Origin of the sequence: Marinobacter sp. LM1 (assembly GCF_042763285.1) — a bacterium.
GTDB lineage: Bacteria > Pseudomonadota > Gammaproteobacteria > Pseudomonadales > Oleiphilaceae > Marinobacter > Marinobacter nauticus.
Genome location: NZ_CP114373.1, coordinates 914,139 through 936,937 on the forward strand (window position 1 = coordinate 914,139; position 22,799 = coordinate 936,937).

The window sequence follows — 22,799 nt, forward strand, 5'->3', positions numbered from 1 at the left end:
GCCCGCTCTGATCGTTCTATCCCGTCCCCCAGTGATCAACCGTTTTGCCTGACGACCATAGCGGTCTGGAACCACCTGATCCCATCCCGAACTCAGAAGTGAAACAGACCTGCGCCGATGGTAGTGTGGCGTTGCCCATGTGAGAGTAGGTCATCGTCAGGCGCCTAATGCCTAAAAACCCCCGACAGCGAAGCTGCCGGGGGTTTTTTATTTCTGGTTCCGGAGAAGTGATATACTTCACCGAAAATCAAAGCAACGTTTCTGATGGGAGCCCAGCAATGGCCGCAAGCGAACACCTGGTCATTTTCGATACCACTCTGCGCGATGGCGAGCAAAGCCCGGGCGCCACCATGAACAAGGCGGAAAAACTCCGCATTGCCAAGGCGCTCGAGAAGCTTCGCGTAGACGTTATCGAGGCGGGGTTTGCCATTGCCAGCCAGGGCGACTTTGATGCAGTCAAGGCCATTGCCGAGAACATCAAAGAATCCACTGTCTGCAGTCTGGCTCGTGCTTTGGACAAGGATATCGACAGGGCTGCTGAAGCGATCCGCCCTGCCGAACGCTCCCGTATCCATACCTTTATTGCCACCTCGCCCATCCATATGAAGCATAAACTTCAGATGGAGCCAGATGAGGTGGTCGAGCAAGCCGTGCGCGCTGTCAAGCGGGCGCGTAGCCACGTTGATGACGTCGAGTTCTCCTGTGAAGACGCCGGGCGGTCAGAGCTGGATTTTCTTTGTCGCATCATTGAAGCCGCTATCGATGCCGGCGCCCGTACCATCAACATCCCTGATACCGTGGGCTATGCCATTCCTGAACAGTTTGGTGAGACCATCCATCAGTTACTGAACCGTATCCCGAATGCCGACAAGGCCGTGTTTTCAGTCCATTGCCATAACGACCTGGGCCTTGCGGTAGCCAACTCGCTGGCTGCGGTTGCCCACGGTGCCCGTCAGGTCGAATGTACTATCAATGGTCTGGGCGAACGTGCTGGTAACGCAGCGCTGGAAGAAATTGTCATGGCGGTTCGTACCCGCCAGGATCTCTTCAATATTGATACCCGCATAGATACCCAGCATATCGTCCCGGCATCACGTCTGGTGTCCACCATTACCGGGTTTCCTGTTCAACCCAACAAGGCGATCGTCGGTGCCAATGCCTTTGCCCATGAGTCCGGCATCCATCAGGATGGCGTGCTCAAGCATCGTGAAACCTACGAGATCATGCGGGCACAGGACGTAGGCTGGCATACCAATAGCCTGGTTTTAGGTAAGCATTCCGGCCGCAATGCCTTCCGTACGAGACTGCTGGAACTTGGTATCCAGTTTGAAACCGAAGGGGAGCTAAATGAGGCCTTCACGCGCTTCAAGGCGCTGGCCGACCTCAAGCATGAGATCTTTGATGAGGATCTGCAGGCGATTGCCAGCGATACCAAGCAAAAGGAAGAAGAAGGCCGCTTCGGTCTGGTCTGCATGCAGGTCTGTTCTGAAACCGGCGTTGTGCCCAAGGCGCATCTGACCATGACGGTGGATGGTAAAGAACACACGGTAGAGGCTGAGGGCAGCGGTCCTGTAGACGCAACTTTCAAGGCCATTGAATCTCTGGTGGATTCCGGGTGTAACCTGCAGCTGTATTCGGTCAACAATATTACCAGCGGCACTGATGCTCAGGGGGAAGTCACCGTTCGTCTTGAGCGGGGCGGCCGTATTGTGAACGGCGTTGGATCAGATACCGACATCATTATTGCGTCGGCGAAGGCCTACATTGAGGCTCTGAACCTGATTTCCAGTGGCGGTATTCGCCAACATCCCCAGGTGGCTGATGTTTAAAGCGCCCGAAGGATTGCCATGGAGGGATTCGTGATAGGGAATGAGGCGGAGCGGCAGTTCTATCTGGCGGCGGCAGGCATTCGGATGTGGTATGCCCGCGAGAGTTTGCCTGGCGCGGCGCCAAGCCCCGACTTTGATTTCGGAGTGGATGACGAGCCGCAATTCCAGCCCGCGTCGGAGGTGCCTCAGATTGGGCGCAAATCTGAGCCGCTGTCAGGGGACCAGGGGCGGCAGCGCATTGCTCAGCTCCAGAGCCTGATGGGCAACAAGCCTGAATCCGTGCAGAAGGCGGACAGCGCTGGGCAACAGGCCGCGGACCCAGTGAAAGCTCCACCGGCCACCGAGCCTCGGTCTGAAACTCCAGACATGGAGCCAGAGGCTTCCCTGCCGGCCTCGGAGCCAGTAGAAGTGCAGCAGCGGGAGCCAGTGCACCGGGTGTGTCTGACTGCCTGGAAAGGCTCCCGGTTCATGCTCTTGTGCCATATTGCCGAGGACGCCAGTTTTGCCTTGCAGGAAAATCTGGCTCGTAACATATTGCGAAGCATTGGAGAGACCGGGGTGTCTCAATGCAGTGTAGTGCGCTGGCCCTTGTTCAATAACCTGAAAGTGACGCTCAACAGTGAAAGCGATCTTGTCTCAGTCATAGCCTCTGCTTTTGCTGGCGACGCCCCGACAGAAACGCTAATAACGCTGGGGCTTGGCGACGAAACTCAGGCACGGTTGATCGAGCGTGGCCTGGGGCGGGTGCCGGAGATTGCGTTTTCCGGCACGCTCGCATCACTGGCATCAGACCCCTCCCAGAAGCGGCTGCTCTGGCAATCGATTCGGGTTCTCGTACCTGGCCGATGAAAGCATCACAGCCTTTTTTCGACGTGCACAACCAGGATGTCCGGGTACGCCCTCTGGTCGAGGCAGACCTGGCGGCGGTCATGGAGCTGGAGTGTCAGGGACACTCCCATCCGTGGCCGAAATCGACTTTTCTTGACTGTTTTAAGCCGAATTACAGGCTCTGGGCCGCTGAGCGTGGCGATGAGCTGATTGGCTATGCGGTTGTGGCCTATATGGTCGACGAAGCCCATCTGCTGAATATCTGCGTCAGTCCCCGTGTGCGTGGTCAGGGTGTCGGGCGCTGGCTGCTACGGCATCTGATCGCTGTCGCGGTGTCGGATGGTATGGAACAACTGATTCTGGAAGTGCGGGTTAGCAATGATGCCGCCACCCAGCTCTATCTGAGCGAGGGTTTCTCTGAAATCGGCAGAAGGGCCGGCTATTATCCCGATGGCGCTGCACGGGAAGATGCCCTGGTCATGGCGCTGCGGTTCACCTGAGGACGGTATAGGCCGTATAATGCTCGGCTTTCATCCATCTCGATTCAGGTCACCAGAGTTTATGCCTAACCTTTCCCAGGAAGTGGCCAAGCGCCGCACCTTTGCGATCATCTCGCACCCGGATGCCGGTAAGACCACCATCACAGAGAAGGTGCTGTTGTTCGGCCAGGCCCTGCAGAAGGCGGGAACCGTCAAGGGCAAAAAATCCGGACAGCACGCCAAGTCTGACTGGATGGAGATGGAAAAAGAACGGGGTATTTCCGTCACCACGTCGGTGATGCAATTTCCCTATGGTGGAAAGCTGGTCAACCTGCTGGATACACCGGGGCACGAAGATTTCTCCGAGGATACCTATCGGACACTGACCGCCGTCGACTCCTGTCTGATGGTGATTGACAGTGCCAAAGGGGTTGAGGAGCGCACCATCAAGCTGATGGAGGTGACCCGCCTGCGTGACACCCCGATCCTTACCTTTATGAACAAGCTGGACCGGGATACCAGGGACCCCATCGAGTTGATGGACGAAGTGGAAGACGTACTGAAGATTGCCTGTGCGCCGATTACCTGGCCCATTGGTATGGGCAAGGGGTTCAAGGGGGTTTATCACCTGCTGCGGGACGAAGTGATTCTTTATCAGTCAGGCCAGGGGCATACCATTCAGGAAAAACGTGTTGTCAAAGGTCTGGACAACCCGGAGCTGGATGAGGCCATCGGCAATTACGCTTCCGACCTTCGTGATGAGATTGAGCTGGTCAAAGGGGCTTCCCATGAATTTGACCAGGAGGCTTTCCTGGCTGGTGAGCTGACCCCGGTGTTTTTCGGAACAGCGCTTGGCAACTTCGGTGTTGATCACATGCTTGATGGTCTGGTGGATTGGGCGCCGGCCCCTCAGCCCCGGGCCACGGATGTGCGCCAGGTGACCCCGACCGAGGATGGCTTTTCCGGCTTTGTCTTCAAGATTCAGGCAAACATGGATCCACAGCACCGGGACCGTATCGCTTTCCTGAGGATCGTGTCAGGTAGTTACAATCAAGGCATGAAAGCTCGGCACGTCCGTATCGGTAAAGATGTTCGGTTCTCTGATGCGCTCACCTTCATGGCTGGTGACCGTGAACATGCGGAAGAAGCGTTTGCCGGTGACATCATTGGCCTGCATAACCACGGCACCATTCAGTTGGGTGATACCTTTACCGCGGGCGAGGACATGAAGTTTACCGGTATCCCGAACTTCGCCCCAGAGCTGTTCCGGCGCATTCGATTGAAAGATCCGCTGAAAGCCAAGCAATTACAGAAGGGCCTGATCCAGCTTTCCGAGGAGGGTGCAGTTCAGGTCTTCCGTCCGCTGAAGAACAACGATCTGATCGTCGGGGCGGTGGGTGTGCTGCAGTTTGATGTAGTTGTCGCCCGCCTGAAAAGTGAATACAAGGTGGAAGCGGTTTACGAGCCCATCAACGTGGCAACTGCCCGTTGGGTAACCTGTTCCGATGAGCGTAAACTGGACGAATTCCAGCGTAAGAATCAGGACAACGTCGCACTGGATGGCGCAGATCGCCTTGCGTACATCGCGCCGACCATGGTGAACCTGAATCTTGCTCAGGAGCGTTATCCGGATATCCAGTTCCACAAGACCCGGGAGCACTGATTCGGCTCCGGGAGGAGGCCGCCATGCAGTTGGTAGATGCTCATTGCCATTTTGATTTCCCGTTTTTTGACGGGCATCGGGAGGCGGTGTTGGCACAGGCGGCCAGCCTTGGAGTTCGCGCGATCGTGATTCCGGGGGTCCGGCGGCAGGACTGGCAGCGTGTGGCGAGCATGGCAGATGCAGAGAAGGGTCTCTGGTACTGTCTGGGTATTCACCCCTGGTTTATTCAGGAGCACGGCGCTGGCGATCTCGCCGAGCTTGAAAGGTTGCTGTCTTCCGCGCCCCAAGCCAGTGTTGGCCTTGGAGAGTGTGGTCTGGACGCCCTCAAAGGCGATCTGTCTGAGCAGGAACCCTGGTTCGAGGCCCAGATTGATATTGCCCAGCGGCTCGGTCTGGCGCTGGTGATTCACTCCGTCAAGAGCCATGATCTGGTGCACAGTAGTCTGAAACGCGCCGGATGGAACGGGCGGGCATTGCTTCACGGCTTCTCGGGCAGTTATCAGCAGGCGCAAAAGCTGGTTGATCTGGGTTGTTACATTGGCGTGGGCGGCGTGATTACCCACGATCGGGCCCGGAAAACCCGGGATACCATTGCCCGGTTACCGGCGGATGCGCTGGTCCTGGAAACCGATGCGCCGGATATGGCGCCGGCCGGAGTGGCGAAAGGGCAGAACTCACCTGTCCACTTGCCGGAGATTTTCGAGGCCCTGGCGGAACTGCGGAGTGAGCCCCGGGAGTCGCTGGCTGAAATACTGTTGGCCAATACCGCGAAGCTCTACCGGAAAGATCCGCTAACTCTGGTTCCACGCCCATAGGGGATTAACGAAACAGCATAGGTCGGGGTTGGCATTCACCAGGGGTTCGAGTATACTTCGCGCCCTGGCTTTTCAAGGCGATGTCATTATCTCAGCCCCGAATGATGGCAGCGCAACATACAGGTATGAACCTCCTCCGGATGCCTTGCATGTACCGGTGGTGGTTTTTAACGTTTCTTATATAGCGTTCAAGGCGGAATCAATGAAGACTCTGAGTGCGAAACCAGAAACAGTAAAACGTGACTGGTACGTTGTAGACGCAGCCGGCAAGACGCTGGGTCGTCTGTCAACCGAAATCGCCCTTCGTCTGCGGGGCAAGCATAAGCCTGAGTATACCCCTCACGTGGACACTGGCGACTACATCATCGTTATCAATGCCAGCCAGGTGAAGGTTACCGGCAAAAAGGCATCGGCTAAAATGTATTACAGCCATACCGGCTTTCCGGGTGGAATCAAATCCATCAATTTCGAGAAGCTGGTTGACAAGGCTCCCGAGCAAGTCATTCAGAAGGCCGTAAAAGGCATGCTTCCGAAGGGCCCGCTTGGCCGCGCCATGTTCAAGAAGCTGAAAGTGTACGCAGGCGCTGAGCATGCTCATGCCGCCCAGCAGCCCAAAGAACTCGACATCTAACGGAAGGCGAATATGTCTGTAGCACAAAATTACGGTACTGGTCGCCGCAAATCATCCACGGCTCGCGTCTTTATCAAGCCGGGTAGCGGTAACATCTCCATCAACGGTCGCACTATCGAAGATTTCTTCGGTCGTGAAACCCTGCGCATGATTGTTCGTCAGCCGCTGGTGGTTGCCGAATCCGAAGATCGTTTCGATATCGCCATTACCGTAAAGGGTGGCGGCATCAGTGGCCAGGCTGGCGCCATTCGCCACGGCCTGACTCGCGCTCTGATGGACTACGACGAAACTCTGCGTCCGGCACTGCGCAAAGCGGGTTACGTAACCCGTGATGCCCGTAAGGTTGAGCGTAAGAAAGTGGGTCTGCGCAAAGCGCGTAAGCGTCCGCAGTACTCCAAGCGTTAATCGACGTTCAGTCGATTTGGAAAAACCCGGTCTTGTGGCCGGGTTTTTTTATATCTGTACTCCGGAAATATTTTTGATCTGGCGCAGGGATAGGCTCGCCTGCCGACCTTTCCGGCTTGTAAGCGGGGGGTAATTTCATTACCATTTCAGCGCTTATATTTTTGGGTTGTGAAGTCCTTTTCGAAGCGCAGTGCCGGTTTTTCCGCGTCTGTGCCTCGCCTGATGGGAGAAAACCATAATGAGTAATGGCGACGTGAGCCAAGGCCGGCGCCGGTTTCTGATCGGTGCTACGTCCGTGGTAGGTGGTGTCGGCGTCGTCGGTGCAGCCGTTCCTTTCGTAGCGTCCTGGAACCCCAGTGCGAAAGCGGAAGCGGCCGGTGCACCGGTAACCGTCAATATCAGCAAAATCGAACCGGGTCAGCAAATCACCGTTGAGTGGCGAGGTAAGCCTGTTTGGATTATCCGCAGAACGGAAGAAATGCTGGCGAATATCGAGAAGCTCAATGACGCAGTGAAGGACCCGATGTCGGAGGCGCCTCAGCAGCCTTCGTATATCCAGGGGCCCTTGCGCGCGATCAAGCCAGAGTTCGGTGTCTATGTGGGGCTCTGTACCCATCTGGGCTGCGTGCCCTCCTACCGGCCAGAGGTTGCGCCGGCTGATCTGGGTGAAAACTGGCTTGGTGGGTTGTTCTGCCCGTGTCACGGTTCCCGCTATGACATGGCCGGTCGGGTTTATGAGGCTCAACCCGCGCCGCTGAACCTTGAGGTTCCGCCGTACCGGTTTGACGATGATGTGACCATGACCATTGGTCTTGATCCGGAGGCCGCGTGATGCAAAAGCTGATTAACTGGGTAGACGAGCGTCTGCCAATCGTTGAGGCCTGGAACAAGCACCTGGCCAAGTATTACGCGCCGAAGAACTTTAACGTCTGGTATTTCTTCGGTTCACTGGCAATGCTGGTGCTGGTCAACCAGCTAGTGACCGGTATCTGGCTGACTATGAGCTACAACCCGTCTGCCGAGGGGGCGTTTGCCTCGGTGGAATACATCATGCGTGATGTGGAGTGGGGTTGGCTGCTGCGATACCTGCACTCGACCGGCGCATCTGCGTTCTTCGTTGTGGTGTATCTGCACATGTTCCGTGGTCTCATGTACGGTTCCTACCAGAAGCCGCGGGAATTGATCTGGATTTTCGGTATGCTGATCTACCTGGTGCTGATGGCAGAAGCCTTCATGGGCTACCTGCTGCCCTGGGGCCAGATGTCATACTGGGGTGCCCAGGTAATCGTTAACCTGTTTGGTGCGATTCCGGTCATCGGTGAAGATCTGTCTCTGTGGATTCGCGGTGACTATCTGATCTCCGGTATCACGCTGAACCGTTTCTTTGCCCTGCACGTGGTTGCTCTGCCAATCGTTCTGCTGGGTCTGGTTGTTCTTCACATCCTGGCGCTGCACGAAGTGGGTTCTAACAACCCCGACGGCATCGACATCAAGAAGAACAAGGATGAAAACGGTATTCCGAAAGACGGTATTCCGTTCCACCCGTATTACACCGTTCACGATCTGCTGGGCGTGGGTGTGTTTTTCTTCATCTTCTTCATCGTTGTCTTCTTCTTCCCGGAGATGGGCGGTCTGTTCCTGGAAAAGCCGAACTTTGAACCGGCCAACGCCCTGAAGACACCAGCGCACATTGCGCCTGTCTGGTACTTCACGCCGTTTTACGCGATGTTGCGGGCGGTGACGGTAGACTTTATGGGGCTGCCGGCGAAGTTCTGGGGTGTTGTGGTCATGGGTGGTGCGATTGCGATTCTGTTCGTGTTGCCGTGGCTTGACAGAAGTCCTGTCCGCTCAATCCGCTACAAGGGCTGGTTGAGCAAGATTGCCCTGGCAATCTTTGCGGTGAGCTTCGTAATCCTTGGCTACCTTGGACTGGTTCCCGCAACAGAAGGTCGCACGACTGTCGCTCAGATTCTGACAGTGTTGTACTTCCTCTACTTCATTCTGATGCCGTTCTACACGCGCATGGAGAACACCAAGCCAGTTCCAGAGAGGGTGACAGGATAATGAAAAAGCTGATTGTTGGTCTTTTCATCGCACTCCTGCCAGCGCTTGGCCTGGCGGCTGGTGCCGCGGTTCCTCTTGATCATATGGAGCCGGATCATACGGACAAGGCGTCGCTGCAGCGCGGTGCTGCCTTGTTTACCAACTACTGCATGGGGTGTCACTCCATGGAGTATGCTCGCTACAAGCGTGTTTCGGATGATCTGGAGATCCCTGTCGAGCTTTACGAGGAAAACCTGATCTTTACTGGTGCCAAGATCGGTGAGCTCATGAAGAACTCCATGAACAAGGATATGGCGGCCGGCTGGTTCGGTGCGCCGCCACCCGATCTTACGCTGGAAACCCGTCTGCGTGGTGAGTCCTGGGTATATTCATACCTGCGGGGCTTCTACAAGGACGATTCCCGGCCACTGGGCGTAAACAACGTGGTGTTCGATAACGTTGGTATGCCTCACATTCTGGTCGAGATGCAGGGTCTGTGCGCCGTGAAGCCGAACATTGGTGTCGGGGCGTCTGTTGAGCCGTTGAGTGGTAACGTCAATAACGCAGACGCTTGCCCGGATTACGCAACGGAAGGCTCGATGTCCGGTGCGGAGTTTGATCGGGCCATGTGGGATCTGACCAACTTCATGTCCTACATGGGCGACCCGGTCAAGGTGGAGCGCGAGCGTCTCGGTATCTTCGTGCTGATCTTTGTGGCGATCTTCTTTGTCTTCGCGTACCTGCTCAACCGCGAGTACTGGAAAGACGTACACTAAGATTTAGGGTATAATCCCGTGTCCTTGATTCCAGCGAGTCTTTAAGGCTCGCTGGATTTTTGCGTTTTGCATTGTTTCGATTTTTAGAATCGTGAGGTAGCTATATGGGCGTTGTGACCAAGCGGTCATCAATGACTTTTTTCTCGGATCCCGCAAGCCACTACAGTCACCGGGTGCGTATTGTCCTGGCTGAGAAAGGTGTCACTGTTGATATCGTGGATGTGGATCCGGACAACCCGCCGGCGGAACTGGCGGATATGAATCCGTACAACGCCCTGCCAACCCTGGTAGATCGGGACCTGGTTCTGTACGAGCCCAACATCATGATGGAGTATCTGGATGAGCGTTTTCCTCATCCGCCGCTGCTGCCGGTTTACCCCGTTGCCCGGGCTAACAGCCGCCTGATGATTCACCGCATCCAGAAAGACTGGTGCGGACTGGTTGATCAGATCCTGGCGCAGCCGGGGGCCAAGGCCAGCGATGCCGCTCGCAAGGAACTCAAGGAAAGCCTTCTGGCCACGGCACCTTTGTTTGCCGAAATGCCGTTCTTCCTGTCGGAAGAGTTCACCATCGTGGACTGTTGTATTGCGCCGATCCTGTGGCGTTTGCCGGCTCTGGGTATTGAGCTGAATGAAAAGCAGGCCAAGCCTTTGCAGAAGTACATGGAGAGCATCTTTGCCAGAGAAGGCTTCAAGGCAAGCCTTTCAGATCTGGAAGAAGATATTCGCAGCTGATTGTCAGCGCCCGTATTTCAGGGCAGGAGTTAAGCAGTGTCTGACATGACTATCGCCATGACATCCAGTCGTCCCTATCTGGTCCGTGCGTTGAACGAATGGATCCTCGATAACGACTGTACCCCGTATATCGTGGTGGATGCCGGCATTCAGGGTGTTCAGGTGCCTACCGAGCACGTTGCCAACGGCCAGATTGTGCTCAATATCAGCCCCGGCGCCGTGCGCGGGCTGGTGATTGGCAATGGTGCGCTGGAATTCAGTGCTCGTTTCGGTGGTGTGCCGATGCAGGTTTTCATACCGTTGCAAGCGGTTATGGCCATCTATGCCAAGGAGAACGGCGAGGGCATGGTGTTTGGCAGTGAGCCAGGCTCTCCCGATCCGGAGGGTGGAGGTGAGCCCAAGTCGTCACGGCGAGCGGAAGACCGCCCGAATGGCAGGCCAACCCTGAAAGTGGTCAAGTAATAAAAAAGCCGGCGATGCCGGCTTTTTTATTAGCCTCCGAAAAGCTTGTGGTCAATCAGGTCGCAGAAGGCGTTGATGATGACCAGCAGCAAGGGCGTGGCCTCGCTTGGCGGCAAATCGTTAAGTGCGATTTCATGGTCTTCAGGGTGCATCAGGGAGGTGATGTCGGATTTTTCCCTGGCGCTCAGCACCACAATCCTCATTTCCCGGTCGTGGGCCGCCTGGATGGCCTGGATCAGGTTTGCCTTGTGGCCATCATCCACGATCACAAACAGAAGGTCGCCGGGTTTGCCTATGGCTCTGACCTGACGAGAGAAGGTGTCGTTGAATCGATTGTCACGGCAGATAGCGGAATAGGTGGTGGCGTCTGCCCCAAGGTTGATTGCCGGTAGGGCCGGGCGGTCCTGGTCAAAGCGGGACAACAATGCCGTGCAGAAATACTGGGCCAGTACATTGGCGTTGCCATTGGCGCAGGTAATGATCTTGCCATCCTGGAGCAGGGCGTCAACAAATGCCTGCGCTACCTGCTCAATGGCGGGACCAGCGGTGCTTGCCGCCTGCGCTGTGTGCTCCATATGGCTGGCGAACCACTGGTTGATTCTCTGTTCGGTGTCGGTCATGGTTTCTGGTCAGTCTGCCTGAATTGCGTTTTTGATCCATTGTATACGGTACTTGCTGGACTGGCCTGGTGTGATGCCGATAACATCGATCCGGCTGACCCGGTCCCAGAGTCCGTGGCGGTGCAGGTAGAATGAGGCTGCACGCACCAGGCGTTGCTGCTTCACCGCGGACACCGAGCTTATCGGGTCCACCAGCGCACCATCAGCGCGGAAGCGAACTTCAAAGAACACCAGTGCTTCGGCATCCATTCCAATAAGGTCGATCTCGCCGCCACGATTGTGCACGTTCCGCTCAATAATCCGGATGCCTCTGCTTTCCAGATACCGCGCGGCGACACCTTCGTAATGCTGTCCGAGTTTTCTGGAGCCTTCCCTGGCCATCGGTTATCAGTTGTTTGCAGTCGGGGCGGGTTCACCTTCCCGGGGTACGGTCGGAGAAAGCAGTTTGGGTGTTCCCCCCTGGAATTGTGCCCAGCGTTGTTCGCGATGAATGCTGCCGTCAGGATCCATGGTCAGAATGCCGGTTTGTCCTTCAATGGCGGCATCTTCAACCTGGCGTAGAAGTGGCAAGCGCTTGCTCAGTTGCCAGGCGTCGGCGCCCATGGCGAAAAGGCGCCCCAGTTGCCCGGTGGTGCCACTCAGATACTGGCGTGATTCTTCCCGCAGGGGATTCGTCTCGGCCAATACCCAGGGGATGTCCGTAAAGAAAACCCGGTCAATATCTCGGTCCCGGCCCGGATTCGGCGTACCCTCGTACACGATGGAAGGTGAGTATACCGGCAGATCGCCGCCATAATAGAAGGCGAACAGTGGCTTGAACTGGCGGGCAACCGTGGGTGCGGCAACCAGCACGATGCCCTCGGCATCCTGGCGGCGGCGGGGTTCAAATTCCACATTCAGGCCAATTGTTCGCTCCACCTGAATGGCGCGCTGGCGGGAGGCGGTAATGCCCAGCAGGTCAGCTGTCACTGAGCGCAGGTTGTCTTCCGGGAAAAAGCGCTCGACGTCGAGCGCTCGCAACCCGAGCTGGTCCATCCTTGTTTGCAGGGCGGTTTCAACCCGGTCTCCCCATTCACCGTGGGGAATCAGTACGAGAACCTGCTCGATGTTCTCGGCATCGAGCCTGTCGGCGATCTGTCGTGCCTCATCTTCGGCAGATAGCCCGAACTGATAAAGGCCGTCCGGAATGCGGGCATCCGGGCCAAGGTAGTTCAGGCCCAGTGCCGGAACCGGCAGCGTGTTCATGTTAGCGAGCTGGGACAGTGCTTCCTTGTCCAGCGGGCCAACAATCAAATCAATGTCGTTATTGGAGAGTTCCTCGTAGAGCTCGGAAAAAGAGCCGGTGGAGGTGTCGATGACCCGAATATCGGTTTTGCTGCGGTCAGTGGTTTCATCCTGATAATAGGCGGCCAGGAAACCGTCGCGAATCGCTTTGCCGGCGCTGGCGAGGGCACCTTGAAGTGGAACCGCCAATGCCAGTTTCTCCGGCCGGCTTGCTGCCAGTTCAGCCAGCAGGGCGAGATCCATGGGGAGTACCTGTGCTGCGGGGTGTCCCGGCCAGTTATTCTGCCATTGCCGGATCAGACGCCCCTGATCATCCAGGCTGGCCCCTTTGGTGCGTAGGCGCAGAGCGAGCTCAAGCCAGCCTTGAACCTCGAATCCGAGGGCGTTGTCGGAGGCGGATTGCAGGGTTGAGCGATTGATGGGCTTGAGCAATTGCCAAATGCGATTGTGCACCTCCTGCGGGGAAGTGCTGGAGTCGGTCTGGCTGAGCAGGATCAACGTCAGTGCCCCGTCCAAAGGTTGTCCGGCCAGCTCATAGGTCCGGGCCTGGAGCATGGCAGCCCGGGACATTAACTCCGCGGGGTAGGCAAGAAAGCTTTCAGGGGTGCTATCTGTGGCGAGTTGCTCAGCCCATTGGCTGTCCTGTAACTCGCTGGCACTGGCCATGGACAGGAGCGAGCGTTGTCTTGCGATGTCCTCCGGAGCATTTTCCAGAACGGGGGCCTGGAGAATGACTCGGGCATCTTCGTGGCGGCCTTGATCCTGGAATCGGCTGGCCACCCTCAATAGATAGCGTTGGCCAACCACCGGATCACGTTCATCGCTGGCCAGTGACAGTGCCTGTTCCGGGCTTTGTGCCATATGTTCGTCGAGATTGACGGTGGCGCAGCCGCCCAGATAGAACAGAACGAGGGTGATCAGGGCCAGAATTGGGCTGTGACGGAAGCGATTTGTCATGGCGGGCTCGGTACTCTCTGAATCGTTGGGCTTGTGGTGCCGCGTTTTAGCTGGCAAGTTTACCAGCTCCCGGCGCATTTCACATGACGGGACAGTCATGGGCCGGAAATAGCGGCGCCGCGGTTCACTTCAGTGGAGTTTATTATGTCCAGTTCTGTAGCAAGCGTTGTCGGTGGTCGGCTTTCAATTGTTGCCACGCCCATCGGTAATCTGGCCGATCTTTCTGATCGTGTCCGGCAGGTGCTCGCTGCGGCGGATCTGGTCGCCGCTGAGGACACCCGTCACAGCTCACGCCTGTTACAGCACCTGGGCCTGAGCAAGCCTTTGCTGGCGCTACACGATCATAATGAGAGGGATCGCGTCGGCAGAATCCTCTCTGCCCTTGCTGAAGGGCAGCAAGTGGCACTGATTTCCGATGCCGGTACCCCATTGATCTCCGATCCCGGGTACATCCTGGTACGTGAAGCCAGAAAGGCGGGCTTTCCGGTTTCCCCTATCCCCGGTCCATGTGCACTGGTTGCGGCATTGTCGGCGGCAGGTTTACCGACGGATCGTTTTCTTTTCGCAGGTTTTTTGCCGGCTAAACGGGCGGGTAGACGTTCAGCGCTCGTGGAATTGCGTGAACAGACTGCCACTCTGGTGTTCTACGAATCCCCCCATCGAATTCTGGACCTGATGCAGGATCTGGTTGATGAGTTTGGCGAGGGCCGGGAGTGTGTGCTCGGTCGGGAGCTGACCAAAACCTTTGAAACTTTCTACAGTGGGACGGTTAAAGAGGTATTGGCGGAGTTGGAGGCCGACCCGCATGGCAGTCGGGGCGAATTCGTGGTGATGGTCCGGGGTAACGATGTCGTGACCGGTTCGTCGCTCGATCTGGATGCCGATAAGCTGTTAAAGCTGCTTGTTGCAGAGATGCCGGTCAAAAAGGCTGCGAAAATCGTCGCGGAAGTCAGCGGCATCGGAAAAAATGAACTGTATCAGCGAGCGCTGCAGTTAAAGGGTGATTAAGCCTTGCATGCCTGCGCGCACGCGGGTATTGTCAGCGCCGAGCTCGCCAGACAGTCGCCGCCGGTTGATCCGGGGGAGGAAAGTCCGGGCTCCGCAGGGCAAGGTGCCAGGTAACGCCTGGGCGGCGTGAGCCGACGGAAAGTGCAACAGAAAGTATACCGCCTAAGCGCTTTCGGGCGCCGGTAAGGTTGAAATGGTGCGGTAAGAGCGCACCGCGTGGCTGGCAACAGTCCACGGCGATGGTAAACCCCACCTGGAGCAAGACCAAATAGGAATCCAATGGCGTGGCCCGCGCTGGATTCGGGTAGGTTGCTTGAGGCCTGTGGTGACGCAGGCCCTAGATGAATGACTGTCCAAGACAGAACCCGGCTTATCGGCGAGCTCGCCTCTTTTCCCGATTATTCGGATGTGATCCGCATCCTTCTCACAAGTTACCTTTTATAGCCAAAAAATCTTAAACCTGAAGTTGGCTATCTAAAGGTGTCTGCAGGTATTTGTTTTTTATCCTTTTCTTTACGTCTTTTTAACGCTTCGTTCCGTTTCTGCTTTGTAACCTCTTGTCGTTAAAGGAACTTTCCTGTGTGTGGTGCCTGTCGCGGCGCTTGCATTGTTATTTGCGTATTTCTATAGTGTGCGGGAGTGGGAAAAAGTGGTTTTTGGTGGAATTTTGTGGAAATGAAAACCTCGGACTAGACGTTAATGAGCAATTTTCTTGGCAGTCATGCCATCAATATGGACGCGAAGGGTCGCCTGGCGATCCCGACAAAGGTGCGTGAAGAGCTCGCGCAGCTTTGCGGTGGCCGTATTGTATTGACAGCCAACGCCGATGAGGAGAAATGCTTGTTGCTCTACCCCGAGCCGGAATGGGAAGTGCTGCGCCCGAAAATCGAGGCGCTGCCCAACATGAACAAGGCGGCCAAGCGCCTGCAGCGCCTCATTCTGGGTAACGCTGCCCTTATGGAGCTGGATGGGTCCGGCCGGATTCTGGTGCCGCAGACCCTCAGAAATCACGCCAATCTTGAAAAACGGCTGATGTTGGTCGGGCTTGGCAAGAAGTATGAGCTGTGGAGTGAGGAAAGCTGGAATGCTTACCTTGATGCCTCCGCAGCCGACGAGGAAATGCCGCCGGAAATGGAGGCGCTGTCGCTATGAGCGCACGCCAGGACGATCAGGCCAATGAAGGCTATCAGCATCGCTCGGTACTGCTGGATGCAGCGGTCGACTATTTGGTTACAGATGAAAATGGCCGTTTTGTCGACGCCACGTTTGGCCGGGGCGGTCATAGTCGTCTGATTCTCGGCAAGCTCGGTCAGGATGGTCAGCTCCTGGGCATTGATAAGGATCCGGAGGCTATTGCCGTCGCCAGAGAGCTGGCATCTGGGGATTCCCGGTTTCAGTGGTACCACGGCTCGTTCGCCGAACTGGATCTTGCGCTTGAACGTCAAGGTTGGTCACAGGTTGATGGCGTGTTGATGGATCTTGGGGTGTCTTCGCCACAACTGGATGATGCTTCCCGCGGTTTTTCGTTCATGCGGGACGGTCCATTGGATATGAGAATGAACCCGCAGCAGGAGCCGAGTGCGGCCCAGTGGCTGGCCGAGGCTGATGAGCGGGAAATAGCAGATGTGATCTGGCGATACGGCGAGGAGCGGTTTTCTCGCCGTATCGCTCGTCTTGTCGTGGAGCGGCGTCAGGAGCAGCCGATTGAAACCACGCGGCAGCTGGCGGAGTTGGTTGCGGAGGCCGTGCCGAAGAAAGAGAAGCACAAGCACCCTGCCACCCGTGCTTTTCAGGCTATCCGGATTTTTATAAACCGGGAGCTCGAGGACCTGGAAGCCGGTCTGGCCGCGGCAGTTGATCGCCTGGCTCCCGGTGGGCGCCTGGTGGTGATCAGCTTTCACTCTCTGGAGGATCGTCTGGTCAAGCGCTTTATGCGTGATCTGGCGCGGGGGCCAAAGCTGCCGAAGGGGATACCGGTCACGGCGGAGCAGGAAGAATCCGGGTTCCAGCTGATTGGCAAAGCCAGCAAGGCCAATGAGCAGGAAATTACTGAAAACGTCAGGGCTCGCAGCGCGGTCATGCGAGTGCTTGAACGTAAAGCGAATTAATCGAAAACGCAGGGGAGCGCGACGCCATGGGCGCGGTAGCGATTGAGCAACCAGTAAAAACCAACAGGATAAACAAACAGCGGGTTCGCGAGGGTGTTGCGACAGCCGTTCGTTTGTCCCGTCAGGTGTTTGATGCAACACGGGAAAGCCGGGTTCTGGTGACGCTGGTGTTGGTGGCCGTACTGACGCTGTCGTCCATCGGGGTGGTGGTCAGTGCCCATGAGAACCGCGAGCTGTTCAATACGTTGTCGGGTCTGCAGGAGCAGCGCGATGCCTATCAGCGTGAGTGGAGTCAGTTGCTGCTGGAACAGAGTGCTTTGAGCGCTCACGGGCGGGTCGAGAAACTCGCTGCTGAGCGCTTCAACATGGTGGTGCCCGGGCGGCAGGACATTGTACTCGTGCCTTTGATGTCACCGCTGGCAGCGAACTAAAACCAACAATAACCATCCGGGGTAACTGAAGTGTCCGGTCAGGGAACGCACGCAAACAGCTGGAAGCAGAAGCTGGTGGCAGGCTTGAAAGCCTGGCGCTTCGGCTCTGTGCTGGGCGTTTTCCTGCTGGTTGTGGCCGGCATTGGATGGCGGTTGGTGGATCTTCATGTGGTGGATAATGACTTCCTGCGCAAGCAGGGAGATGTCAGAACTATCCGCGTTGAATCTATCGATGCCCATCGAGGCGTGGTGACGGATCGTCATGGCGAGCCTTTGGCCGTCAGTACGCCAGTTCAGACCGTGTGGGCAAATCCTTCCGAAACCGATCCCGAAGATCCGCAACTGGCGGCGCTTGCCCGAATTCTTGGGTTGTCTGAGGGCGCGCTGCGGGAGCGATTGCGCCAGTATGCTGGCCGCGAATTTATCTACCTGCGACGCAAAGTGCAGCCCTCAATGGCGCGTGAAGCGTTGGCTCTAGGTGTCGGTGGTATCTATGCCCGGCAGGAATATCGTCGTTATTACCCCGCGGGAGAAGTCACCGCTCATGTGGTCGGGTTTACTGATATCGACGAGCATGGCCAGGAAGGTATCGAGTTAGCCTATAACAAATGGTTGACCGGTGAGCCGGGCCAGAAGCGGGTGCTCAAGGATAACCGTGGGCGCGTCATCAAAGATCTGATGCTTATCCGCGATGCCCGGCCCGGGAAAGACCTGGAACTGAGTATTGATCTCCGGCTGCAGTATCTGGCCTATCGGGAGCTCAAGGCGGTGGTCGGTGCTCACAAGGCTCGCGGTGGCACGCTGGTGATGCTGGATGTCGACACCGGTGAGGTGCTGGCCATGGTCAATCAAGGTTCCTACAACCCGAATGACCGGTCACAGCTTGCCGCAGAAAACCTGCGCAACAAGGCGATTACAGATCTGTTCGAGCCCGGCTCAACCATGAAGCCGCTGACGATAGCGGCTGCTCTGGAGTCCGGGGAATACACGGTTAACAGCACCATTGATACTTCCCCGGGCTTTCGGAGATTTGGTCGCTTCACCATTCGGGATCATCGCAATTACGGGGTGCTGGATCTAACGGAGATTATTGTCAAGTCCAGCAACGTCGGGGTGAGCAACATCGCAACGGATCTGGGTGGCGATACTCTGAGAAACCTCTATGCCCGCCTGGGCCTCGGCCAGGCAACCGGTATCGGCTTCCCAGGGGAAGCCGTTGGTGTTTTGCCGGCCCCCCCGAAATGGCGGCCGGTAGAAGAGTCCACCTTGTCTTATGGCTACGGCATGAGCGTTAACGCCTTGCAACTGGCACAGGCGTATATGGTTATTGCCAATGGTGGAATTCGTTACCCTCTCAGCCTGATGAGGCAGGAGCAGAGGCCGCAGGGACAACGTGTACTGTCTGAGCAGGTGACACGGGCCGTGCGAGACATGCTAAAACAGGCGGTTGCCCGTGGTACTGGCAAGCGTGCCCGGCCCGGGCTGTATGCGGCCGGGGGCAAAACCGGGACCGTTCACCTGGTGGGGGCGAACGGGTACGAAGACAGTCAATATAAGGCCATCTTTGCCGGTATGGCACCGATTGATGACCCCAGAATTGTAACCGTTGTGGCCGTGGATGCGCCGCAGGCCGGAGAATATTACGGCGGAGAAGTTGCCGCGCCGGTATTCGCCCGGGTGATGGGTGACGCGCTGCGACTGCTGAATGTGAAGCCTGAACTGGAAGTCAGTGAAACACGCGTTTCGCAAGTGACCTCCGGGGGGAGAGGGTAAGCCATGTGCATCACATCCATCAGCACCTTGCTTCAGGGCATTATTGAGGTGCCATCGGTCTTCGATGTCACTATCCACGGCCTGAAGACGGATAGCCGGAAAGTGCAGTCCGGTGACGCCTTTATTGCGCTGGCCGGGGCCCGAACGCCCGCAGAGCACTATATGGATCAGGCCATCAGCGCCGGTGCCACGGCCATTCTGCTTGAGTCCGAGCAGGAGCGGCAGTGCCATGAGCGCCACGGCGCATTGATTGTGCCCGTGGTTGGTCTGCGCGCCCGTCTGGGCCGAATTGCCGATCGCTTCTTCGAGCATCCGTCGCGCCATCTGAGAGTGATCGGGGTTACCGGCACCAATGGCAAGACGTCGGTGACCCAATACATCTCCCAGTTGTTACGGGAAACCGGCACGCCCTGCGGGCTGCTGGGTACCCTGGGTTATGGCATGCCGGGCAGTATCGAGTCGGCCACGCATACCACGCCGGATGTGGTCCAGGTGAACCGGGTATTGAACCGCATACGCAATGAGGGTGGTCGGGCTGCGGTAATGGAAGTGTCGTCGCACGCTCTGGATCAGGGGCGGGTTGATAACCTGACCATGACCGGTGCGGTGTTCACCAACCTCACGCGTGATCATCTGGATTACCACGGTTCCATGGAGGCCTATGGTGAGGCCAAGGCCAGGCTGTTCCTGCGGGAAGAACTGCACTTCTCAGTGATCAATTTTGACGATCCGTTTGGCCGGCAGCTTTACGGTCAGCTTGAGGGCCAGTGTGACCGTGTTCGTTACAGTCTGCATGAAGCCCAGACGGAACTCTGGTTGAAGGAATTTACGCCCACGGCCTCAGGGTTCCGCGCCAGGGTCGATGGGCAATGGGGTGAGTTTGATCTTGCTGTCCCCCTGTTAGGGAGTTTCAACGCCAGCAATGTTCTGGCGGCCCTGGCTACCGTACTGACGCTTGGCGTACCCGTTGAGCGGGCGGTGTCCATTGTCAGGGAGCTGTCACCGCCCCCTGGGCGTCTTGAACGATTCACCGGCTCAACCGGCAAACATGTGGTGGTGGACTATGCTCACACCCCCGATGCCCTGGCCAATGCGCTTGAAGCATTGCGGCCCCACATCCGGGGCAGGCTGATCTGTGTGTTCGGTTGCGGTGGCGACCGGGACCCCGGCAAGCGGCCGGAAATGGCGAAAGAAGCGGAAAAGCGGGCGGATTACGTCATCGTAACCGACGACAACCCTCGTACCGAGCAGCCTGAACGGATTGTCAGCGACATTTCTGCTGGTTTCACTCAGGCTGGTCGCTGGCAGGTGATTCACGACCGCGCTCAGGCAATTGCCGAGGCAGTGGGCATGGCCAATGAGGATGATCTGGTGCTGATTGCAGGTAAAGGTCATGAAGCCTATCAGGAGATCCGGGGCCAGAAGTTGCCGTTCAGCGACGCCGAGCAGGTACGCCATCTATTGAACCTGAATGGAGGTGTGGCATGATGCGCGCCTTTTCGCTGGCGGAAGCTCGCGAGTGGCTTCAGGCCACCCTGGCAGGGGCGCGCACTGATGCGGGTGAACTCTGGTTTGATGGCGTCTCCACCGATACCCGATTGGTTGGAGATGGGCAGCTGTTTGTTGCTCTGCGCGGTGAGCGGTTTGATGGTCATGAATTCCTTGGCCAGGCCCTGACACAGGGCGCCGTCGCCGCGGTAGTGGATACCGAGGTCACCGACGTTGCCATTCCGCAACTGATCGTTAGCGATACGGTTCAGGCCTTGGCCGATCTGGCCAGCGCCAATCGCAGCGGAAGCGCGGCCCGGCTGGTGGCGATTACCGGCAGCAGTGGCAAAACCACGGTTCGTGAAATGACCGGGGCCATTCTCGCCGGCATGGGGCCGACCTTGGTGACTGAAGGCAATCTCAATAATCACATTGGTGTTCCGCTGACCCTGTTTCGGCTGACGCCGGATCACCAGTTCGGCGCCATTGAGCTGGGGGCCAGTGGTCTTGGCGAAATTGCCCACACGGTGTCAATTACCCGACCGCAGGTTGCGATTCTGACCAATGCAGGCCAGGCGCACCTGGAGGGTTTTGGCAGTTACCAGAATATTGTTCTGGCCAAAGGCGAGATTATTGATGGCGTGCCGGCAGATGGAGCCGTCGTGCTGAACCGGGACGATCCTGCCTTCGATCAATGGCATGCCCGTGCGGGCCAACGGCGGGTGCTGGGGGTTTCCCGGATGGGGCACCCGGGCGCGGATTACCGCGCGGAGGCGATCATGGCCACTGATCAGGGGTTTGAATTCCTGGTGTTGGGGCCAGACAACTGGCGCTGTCATCTGGTGCTGGGGTTGCCCGGTGAACACAACATTACCAATGCTCTGCTGGCTCTCGCGGCCTGCAGGGAACTTGGAGCGACAGATCAGCAGGTTCAGTCCGGGCTCATGCAGGTAGAAGCCGTGAAGGGGCGTCTCCAGGTGCTCAAGCCGGCCCCGGATCTGACCCTGATTGACGACAGTTACAACGCCAATCCGGCGTCTATGAAAGCGGCGCTGGACGTTCTGGCGTCGTACCCGGCGCCCCGGCTGGCGGTGCTCGGCGCCATGGCAGAGCTGGGCGATGAGGCGAACGAGCTGCACCGGCAGGTGGGTGAACATGCCCGTGCCCGTGGAATTGAGAAGGTTATGGTGGTGGGAGCCGGAGGTAACGGCTACGGCACCGGATTTGGTGACGAGACAGAGTTTTTCCCGAGTCATGAGCAGGCGGTGGACGCCATTGTGGCGGGCCGGAGTGGTGCTATGACGGTCCTGGTGAAAGGTTCTCGTAGTTCCGCCATGGATCGCGTGGTGGAGGGAATTCAGAAAAAGGTGAAGAACCCATGCTGCTCTGGCTGACAGAGATACTATCGCAATACTTTTCGTCGCTGACGGTGTTTCAGTACCTGACACTGCGGGCGATCCTGGGCATTCTTACGGCGCTGCTGATCTCGCTGGTGATCGGTCCGGTGATGATTCGCAAGCTGAGTCAGTATCAGATCGGCCAGGCCGTACGTGATGACGGCCCCCAGACTCACCTGAGCAAAGCCGGTACGCCGACGATGGGCGGCGCCCTGATCCTCGTGGCCATCGCCATTTCCACTCTGTTGTGGGCGGATCTGACCAATCGTTATGTCTGGGTGGTGTTGCTGGTTACCCTGCTGTTCGGTGCCATTGGCTGGGTGGATGACTACCGTAAGGTTGTGGAGCGCAATCCCCGGGGCCTGCCGGCACGCTGGAAATACTTCTGGCAGTCGGTGATCGGGGCCACGGCCGCGATCGTGCTCTATGTCACTGCTTCACTGCCCCAGGAAACCTCGCTTTATCTGCCGTTCCTGAAAAATGTCTCGCTGACCCTCGGGCCGGTGTTGTTCATTCTGCTGACCTACTTCGTGATTGTTGGTAGCAGCAACGCGGTAAATCTGACAGACGGCCTGGATGGTCTGGCTATCATGCCAACCGTCATGGTGGCGGGGGCTCTGGCCATCTTTGCTTACCTCTCGGGCCATGCGCAGTTCGCCAATTACCTGCTGATTCCGCATCTGCCCGGAACCGGTGAGCTGATCATTTTCTGCGGAGCCCTGGTGGGTGCAGGGCTCGGGTTCCTGTGGTTCAACACTTACCCGGCGCAGGTATTCATGGGCGATGTCGGTGCCCTTGCCCTGGGAGCCGCCCTGGGCACAGTGGCTGTCATCGTCCGGCAGGAAATTGTGTTGTTCATCATGGGCGGCGTGTTCGTGATGGAAACCATTTCTGTGATTCTGCAGGTGGCCTCATTCCGGCTCACGGGTCGGCGGATCTTCCGGATGGCGCCGCTGCACCATCATTTTGAATTGAAAGGCTGGCCCGAGCCACGAGTCATTGTCCGGTTCTGGGTTATTACTGTTGTTCTCGTTCTGATTGGCCTGGCCAGTCTGAAAATCCGATAGG

At 57.3% G+C, this 22,799-nt stretch carries 23 protein-coding genes, 1 rRNA gene and 1 other RNA gene; 22 read left to right on the forward strand and 3 right to left on the reverse strand.

The genetic code is table 11. The annotated features are described in order from the left end of the window. Positions 1-47 precede the first annotated feature (47 nt). The 13 genes from rrf (at position 48) to OZ656_RS04290 (ending at position 10,665) form a co-directional block, all read left to right on the forward strand. A 5S ribosomal RNA gene (gene rrf / locus OZ656_RS04230) occupies positions 48-162 on the forward strand. A gap of 116 nt (positions 163-278) precedes the next feature. Next, the gene (locus OZ656_RS04235; protein WP_113879807.1) at positions 279-1,829 is read left to right on the forward strand and encodes a 2-isopropylmalate synthase; all 1,551 of its coding nucleotides are present in this window, start codon (positions 279-281) and stop codon (positions 1,827-1,829) included. 30 nt (positions 1,830-1,859) lie between these two features. Further along, complete coding sequence (locus tag OZ656_RS04240; RefSeq protein WP_278350333.1) at positions 1,860-2,678, forward strand: hypothetical protein; 819 nt, start codon at positions 1,860-1,862, stop codon at positions 2,676-2,678. Continuing rightward, positions 2,675-3,157 (forward strand): ribosomal protein S18-alanine N-acetyltransferase, encoded by a 483-nt coding sequence (gene rimI / locus OZ656_RS04245; RefSeq protein WP_199452093.1) that lies wholly within the window; start codon positions 2,675-2,677, stop codon positions 3,155-3,157. The genes OZ656_RS04240 and rimI overlap by 4 nt, the downstream gene beginning before the upstream one ends. 61 nt (positions 3,158-3,218) lie before the next feature. Further along, the gene (gene prfC / locus OZ656_RS04250) at positions 3,219-4,799 is read left to right on the forward strand and encodes a peptide chain release factor 3 (RefSeq protein ID WP_022991995.1); all 1,581 of its coding nucleotides are present in this window, start codon (positions 3,219-3,221) and stop codon (positions 4,797-4,799) included. A gap of 23 nt (positions 4,800-4,822) precedes the next feature. Then, on the forward strand, positions 4,823-5,614 hold the full coding sequence (locus tag OZ656_RS04255) for a TatD family hydrolase (RefSeq protein WP_153740845.1): 792 nt from the start codon (positions 4,823-4,825) through the stop codon (positions 5,612-5,614). Between the two features lie 202 nt (positions 5,615-5,816). Then, positions 5,817-6,245: a 50S ribosomal protein L13 gene (rplM, locus tag OZ656_RS04260; RefSeq protein ID WP_011785931.1), complete on the forward strand. Its 429-nt coding sequence runs from the start codon at positions 5,817-5,819 to the stop codon at positions 6,243-6,245. Positions 6,246-6,257: 12 nt separating this feature from the next. Next, positions 6,258-6,650: a 30S ribosomal protein S9 gene (rpsI, locus tag OZ656_RS04265; protein WP_011785930.1), complete on the forward strand. Its 393-nt coding sequence runs from the start codon at positions 6,258-6,260 to the stop codon at positions 6,648-6,650. 238 nt (positions 6,651-6,888) lie between these two features. Then, the gene (gene petA / locus OZ656_RS04270) at positions 6,889-7,482 is read left to right on the forward strand and encodes a ubiquinol-cytochrome c reductase iron-sulfur subunit (protein WP_014420621.1); all 594 of its coding nucleotides are present in this window, start codon (positions 6,889-6,891) and stop codon (positions 7,480-7,482) included. Next, positions 7,482-8,714: a cytochrome bc complex cytochrome b subunit gene (locus tag OZ656_RS04275; RefSeq protein WP_014420622.1), complete on the forward strand. Its 1,233-nt coding sequence runs from the start codon at positions 7,482-7,484 to the stop codon at positions 8,712-8,714. The genes petA and OZ656_RS04275 overlap by 1 nt, the downstream gene beginning before the upstream one ends. Then, positions 8,714-9,469 (forward strand): cytochrome c1, encoded by a 756-nt coding sequence (locus OZ656_RS04280; protein WP_153740846.1) that lies wholly within the window; start codon positions 8,714-8,716, stop codon positions 9,467-9,469. Before OZ656_RS04275 ends, OZ656_RS04280 begins: the two co-directional genes overlap by 1 nt. A 104-nt stretch (positions 9,470-9,573) precedes the next feature. Then, complete coding sequence (locus tag OZ656_RS04285) at positions 9,574-10,203, forward strand: glutathione S-transferase N-terminal domain-containing protein (protein ID WP_011785926.1); 630 nt, start codon at positions 9,574-9,576, stop codon at positions 10,201-10,203. 57 nt (positions 10,204-10,260) lie between these two features. Then, the gene (locus OZ656_RS04290; RefSeq protein ID WP_206769525.1) at positions 10,261-10,665 is read left to right on the forward strand and encodes a ClpXP protease specificity-enhancing factor; all 405 of its coding nucleotides are present in this window, start codon (positions 10,261-10,263) and stop codon (positions 10,663-10,665) included. A gap of 29 nt (positions 10,666-10,694) precedes the next feature. On the opposite strand, the gene OZ656_RS04295 is transcribed toward OZ656_RS04290, so the two are convergent. Genes OZ656_RS04295 through OZ656_RS04305 form a run of 3 tightly spaced genes read right to left on the reverse strand, consistent with a single transcriptional unit; the run spans position 10,695 to position 13,526 of the window. Beyond that, positions 10,695-11,285 (reverse strand): SIS domain-containing protein, encoded by a 591-nt coding sequence (locus OZ656_RS04295; RefSeq protein ID WP_011785924.1) that lies wholly within the window; start codon positions 11,283-11,285, stop codon positions 10,695-10,697. 9 nt (positions 11,286-11,294) lie between these two features. After that, complete coding sequence (locus OZ656_RS04300) at positions 11,295-11,666, reverse strand: YraN family protein (RefSeq protein WP_153740848.1); 372 nt, start codon at positions 11,664-11,666, stop codon at positions 11,295-11,297. Between the two features lie 6 nt (positions 11,667-11,672). Next, on the reverse strand, positions 11,673-13,526 hold the full coding sequence (locus tag OZ656_RS04305; RefSeq protein ID WP_199452094.1) for a penicillin-binding protein activator: 1,854 nt from the start codon (positions 13,524-13,526) through the stop codon (positions 11,673-11,675). Positions 13,527-13,670: 144 nt separating this feature from the next. Here OZ656_RS04305 and rsmI point away from each other — a divergent pair, with 144 nt between their 5' ends. The 9 genes from rsmI (at position 13,671) to mraY (ending at position 22,798) form a co-directional block, all read left to right on the forward strand. Next, entirely contained in the window at positions 13,671-14,534 is an 864-nt protein-coding gene (rsmI, locus tag OZ656_RS04310) for a 16S rRNA (cytidine(1402)-2'-O)-methyltransferase (RefSeq protein WP_199452095.1), read from the forward strand. A 38-nt stretch (positions 14,535-14,572) separates the two neighbouring features. Continuing rightward, an RNA gene (gene rnpB / locus OZ656_RS04315) (RNase P RNA component class A) lies at positions 14,573-14,923 on the forward strand. Between the two features lie 310 nt (positions 14,924-15,233). Further along, the gene (gene mraZ / locus OZ656_RS04320) at positions 15,234-15,686 is read left to right on the forward strand and encodes a division/cell wall cluster transcriptional repressor MraZ (protein WP_022991988.1); all 453 of its coding nucleotides are present in this window, start codon (positions 15,234-15,236) and stop codon (positions 15,684-15,686) included. Further along, positions 15,683-16,642 carry a 16S rRNA (cytosine(1402)-N(4))-methyltransferase RsmH gene (gene rsmH / locus OZ656_RS04325; RefSeq protein WP_183580826.1) on the forward strand — a complete coding sequence of 320 codons (960 nt, stop codon included), beginning with the start codon at positions 15,683-15,685 and terminating at the stop codon, positions 16,640-16,642. Before mraZ ends, rsmH begins: the two co-directional genes overlap by 4 nt. A gap of 26 nt (positions 16,643-16,668) precedes the next feature. Then, positions 16,669-17,073: a cell division protein FtsL gene (ftsL, locus tag OZ656_RS04330; protein ID WP_014420629.1), complete on the forward strand. Its 405-nt coding sequence runs from the start codon at positions 16,669-16,671 to the stop codon at positions 17,071-17,073. Positions 17,074-17,103: 30 nt separating this feature from the next. Beyond that, positions 17,104-18,846 carry a penicillin-binding protein 2 gene (locus OZ656_RS04335; RefSeq protein ID WP_199452096.1) on the forward strand — a complete coding sequence of 581 codons (1,743 nt, stop codon included), beginning with the start codon at positions 17,104-17,106 and terminating at the stop codon, positions 18,844-18,846. A gap of 3 nt (positions 18,847-18,849) precedes the next feature. Then, a complete protein-coding gene (locus tag OZ656_RS04340) occupies positions 18,850-20,334 on the forward strand; it encodes a UDP-N-acetylmuramoyl-L-alanyl-D-glutamate--2,6-diaminopimelate ligase (RefSeq protein WP_153740853.1) in 1,485 nt (494 codons plus the stop codon). After that, positions 20,331-21,728 (forward strand): UDP-N-acetylmuramoyl-tripeptide--D-alanyl-D-alanine ligase, encoded by a 1,398-nt coding sequence (murF, locus tag OZ656_RS04345; RefSeq protein ID WP_199452097.1) that lies wholly within the window; start codon positions 20,331-20,333, stop codon positions 21,726-21,728. Before OZ656_RS04340 ends, murF begins: the two co-directional genes overlap by 4 nt. Further along, positions 21,713-22,798 carry a phospho-N-acetylmuramoyl-pentapeptide-transferase gene (mraY, locus tag OZ656_RS04350; RefSeq protein WP_014420633.1) on the forward strand — a complete coding sequence of 362 codons (1,086 nt, stop codon included), beginning with the start codon at positions 21,713-21,715 and terminating at the stop codon, positions 22,796-22,798. Before murF ends, mraY begins: the two co-directional genes overlap by 16 nt. Position 22,799 lies beyond the last annotated feature (1 nt).

What these genes read in the sequence shown, in the direction of transcription:
- OZ656_RS04340 (WP_153740853.1), top strand. Translation starts at nt 18,850, where the DNA reads ATGTGCATCACATCCATCAGCACCTTGCTTCAGGGCATTATTGAGGTG.
- OZ656_RS04295 (WP_011785924.1), bottom strand. Translation starts at nt 11,285, where the DNA reads ATGACCGACACCGAACAGAGAATCAACCAGTGGTTCGCCAGCCATATG.
- prfC (WP_022991995.1), top strand. Translation starts at nt 3,219, where the DNA reads ATGCCTAACCTTTCCCAGGAAGTGGCCAAGCGCCGCACCTTTGCGATC.
- OZ656_RS04300 (WP_153740848.1), bottom strand. Translation starts at nt 11,666, where the DNA reads ATGGCCAGGGAAGGCTCCAGAAAACTCGGACAGCATTACGAAGGTGTC.
- rsmI (WP_199452095.1), top strand. Translation starts at nt 13,671, where the DNA reads ATGTCCAGTTCTGTAGCAAGCGTTGTCGGTGGTCGGCTTTCAATTGTT.
- rsmH (WP_183580826.1), top strand. Translation starts at nt 15,683, where the DNA reads ATGAGCGCACGCCAGGACGATCAGGCCAATGAAGGCTATCAGCATCGC.
- ftsL (WP_014420629.1), top strand. Translation starts at nt 16,669, where the DNA reads ATGGGCGCGGTAGCGATTGAGCAACCAGTAAAAACCAACAGGATAAAC.
- petA (WP_014420621.1), top strand. Translation starts at nt 6,889, where the DNA reads ATGAGTAATGGCGACGTGAGCCAAGGCCGGCGCCGGTTTCTGATCGGT.
- OZ656_RS04235 (WP_113879807.1), top strand. Translation starts at nt 279, where the DNA reads ATGGCCGCAAGCGAACACCTGGTCATTTTCGATACCACTCTGCGCGAT.
- OZ656_RS04285 (WP_011785926.1), top strand. Translation starts at nt 9,574, where the DNA reads ATGGGCGTTGTGACCAAGCGGTCATCAATGACTTTTTTCTCGGATCCC.
- murF (WP_199452097.1), top strand. Translation starts at nt 20,331, where the DNA reads ATGATGCGCGCCTTTTCGCTGGCGGAAGCTCGCGAGTGGCTTCAGGCC.
- OZ656_RS04255 (WP_153740845.1), top strand. Translation starts at nt 4,823, where the DNA reads ATGCAGTTGGTAGATGCTCATTGCCATTTTGATTTCCCGTTTTTTGAC.
- OZ656_RS04290 (WP_206769525.1), top strand. Translation starts at nt 10,261, where the DNA reads ATGACATCCAGTCGTCCCTATCTGGTCCGTGCGTTGAACGAATGGATC.
- mraZ (WP_022991988.1), top strand. Translation starts at nt 15,234, where the DNA reads ATGAGCAATTTTCTTGGCAGTCATGCCATCAATATGGACGCGAAGGGT.
- OZ656_RS04275 (WP_014420622.1), top strand. Translation starts at nt 7,482, where the DNA reads ATGCAAAAGCTGATTAACTGGGTAGACGAGCGTCTGCCAATCGTTGAG.
- rimI (WP_199452093.1), top strand. Translation starts at nt 2,675, where the DNA reads ATGAAAGCATCACAGCCTTTTTTCGACGTGCACAACCAGGATGTCCGG.
- rpsI (WP_011785930.1), top strand. Translation starts at nt 6,258, where the DNA reads ATGTCTGTAGCACAAAATTACGGTACTGGTCGCCGCAAATCATCCACG.
- OZ656_RS04305 (WP_199452094.1), bottom strand. Translation starts at nt 13,526, where the DNA reads ATGACAAATCGCTTCCGTCACAGCCCAATTCTGGCCCTGATCACCCTC.
- mraY (WP_014420633.1), top strand. Translation starts at nt 21,713, where the DNA reads ATGCTGCTCTGGCTGACAGAGATACTATCGCAATACTTTTCGTCGCTG.
- rplM (WP_011785931.1), top strand. Translation starts at nt 5,817, where the DNA reads ATGAAGACTCTGAGTGCGAAACCAGAAACAGTAAAACGTGACTGGTAC.
- OZ656_RS04280 (WP_153740846.1), top strand. Translation starts at nt 8,714, where the DNA reads ATGAAAAAGCTGATTGTTGGTCTTTTCATCGCACTCCTGCCAGCGCTT.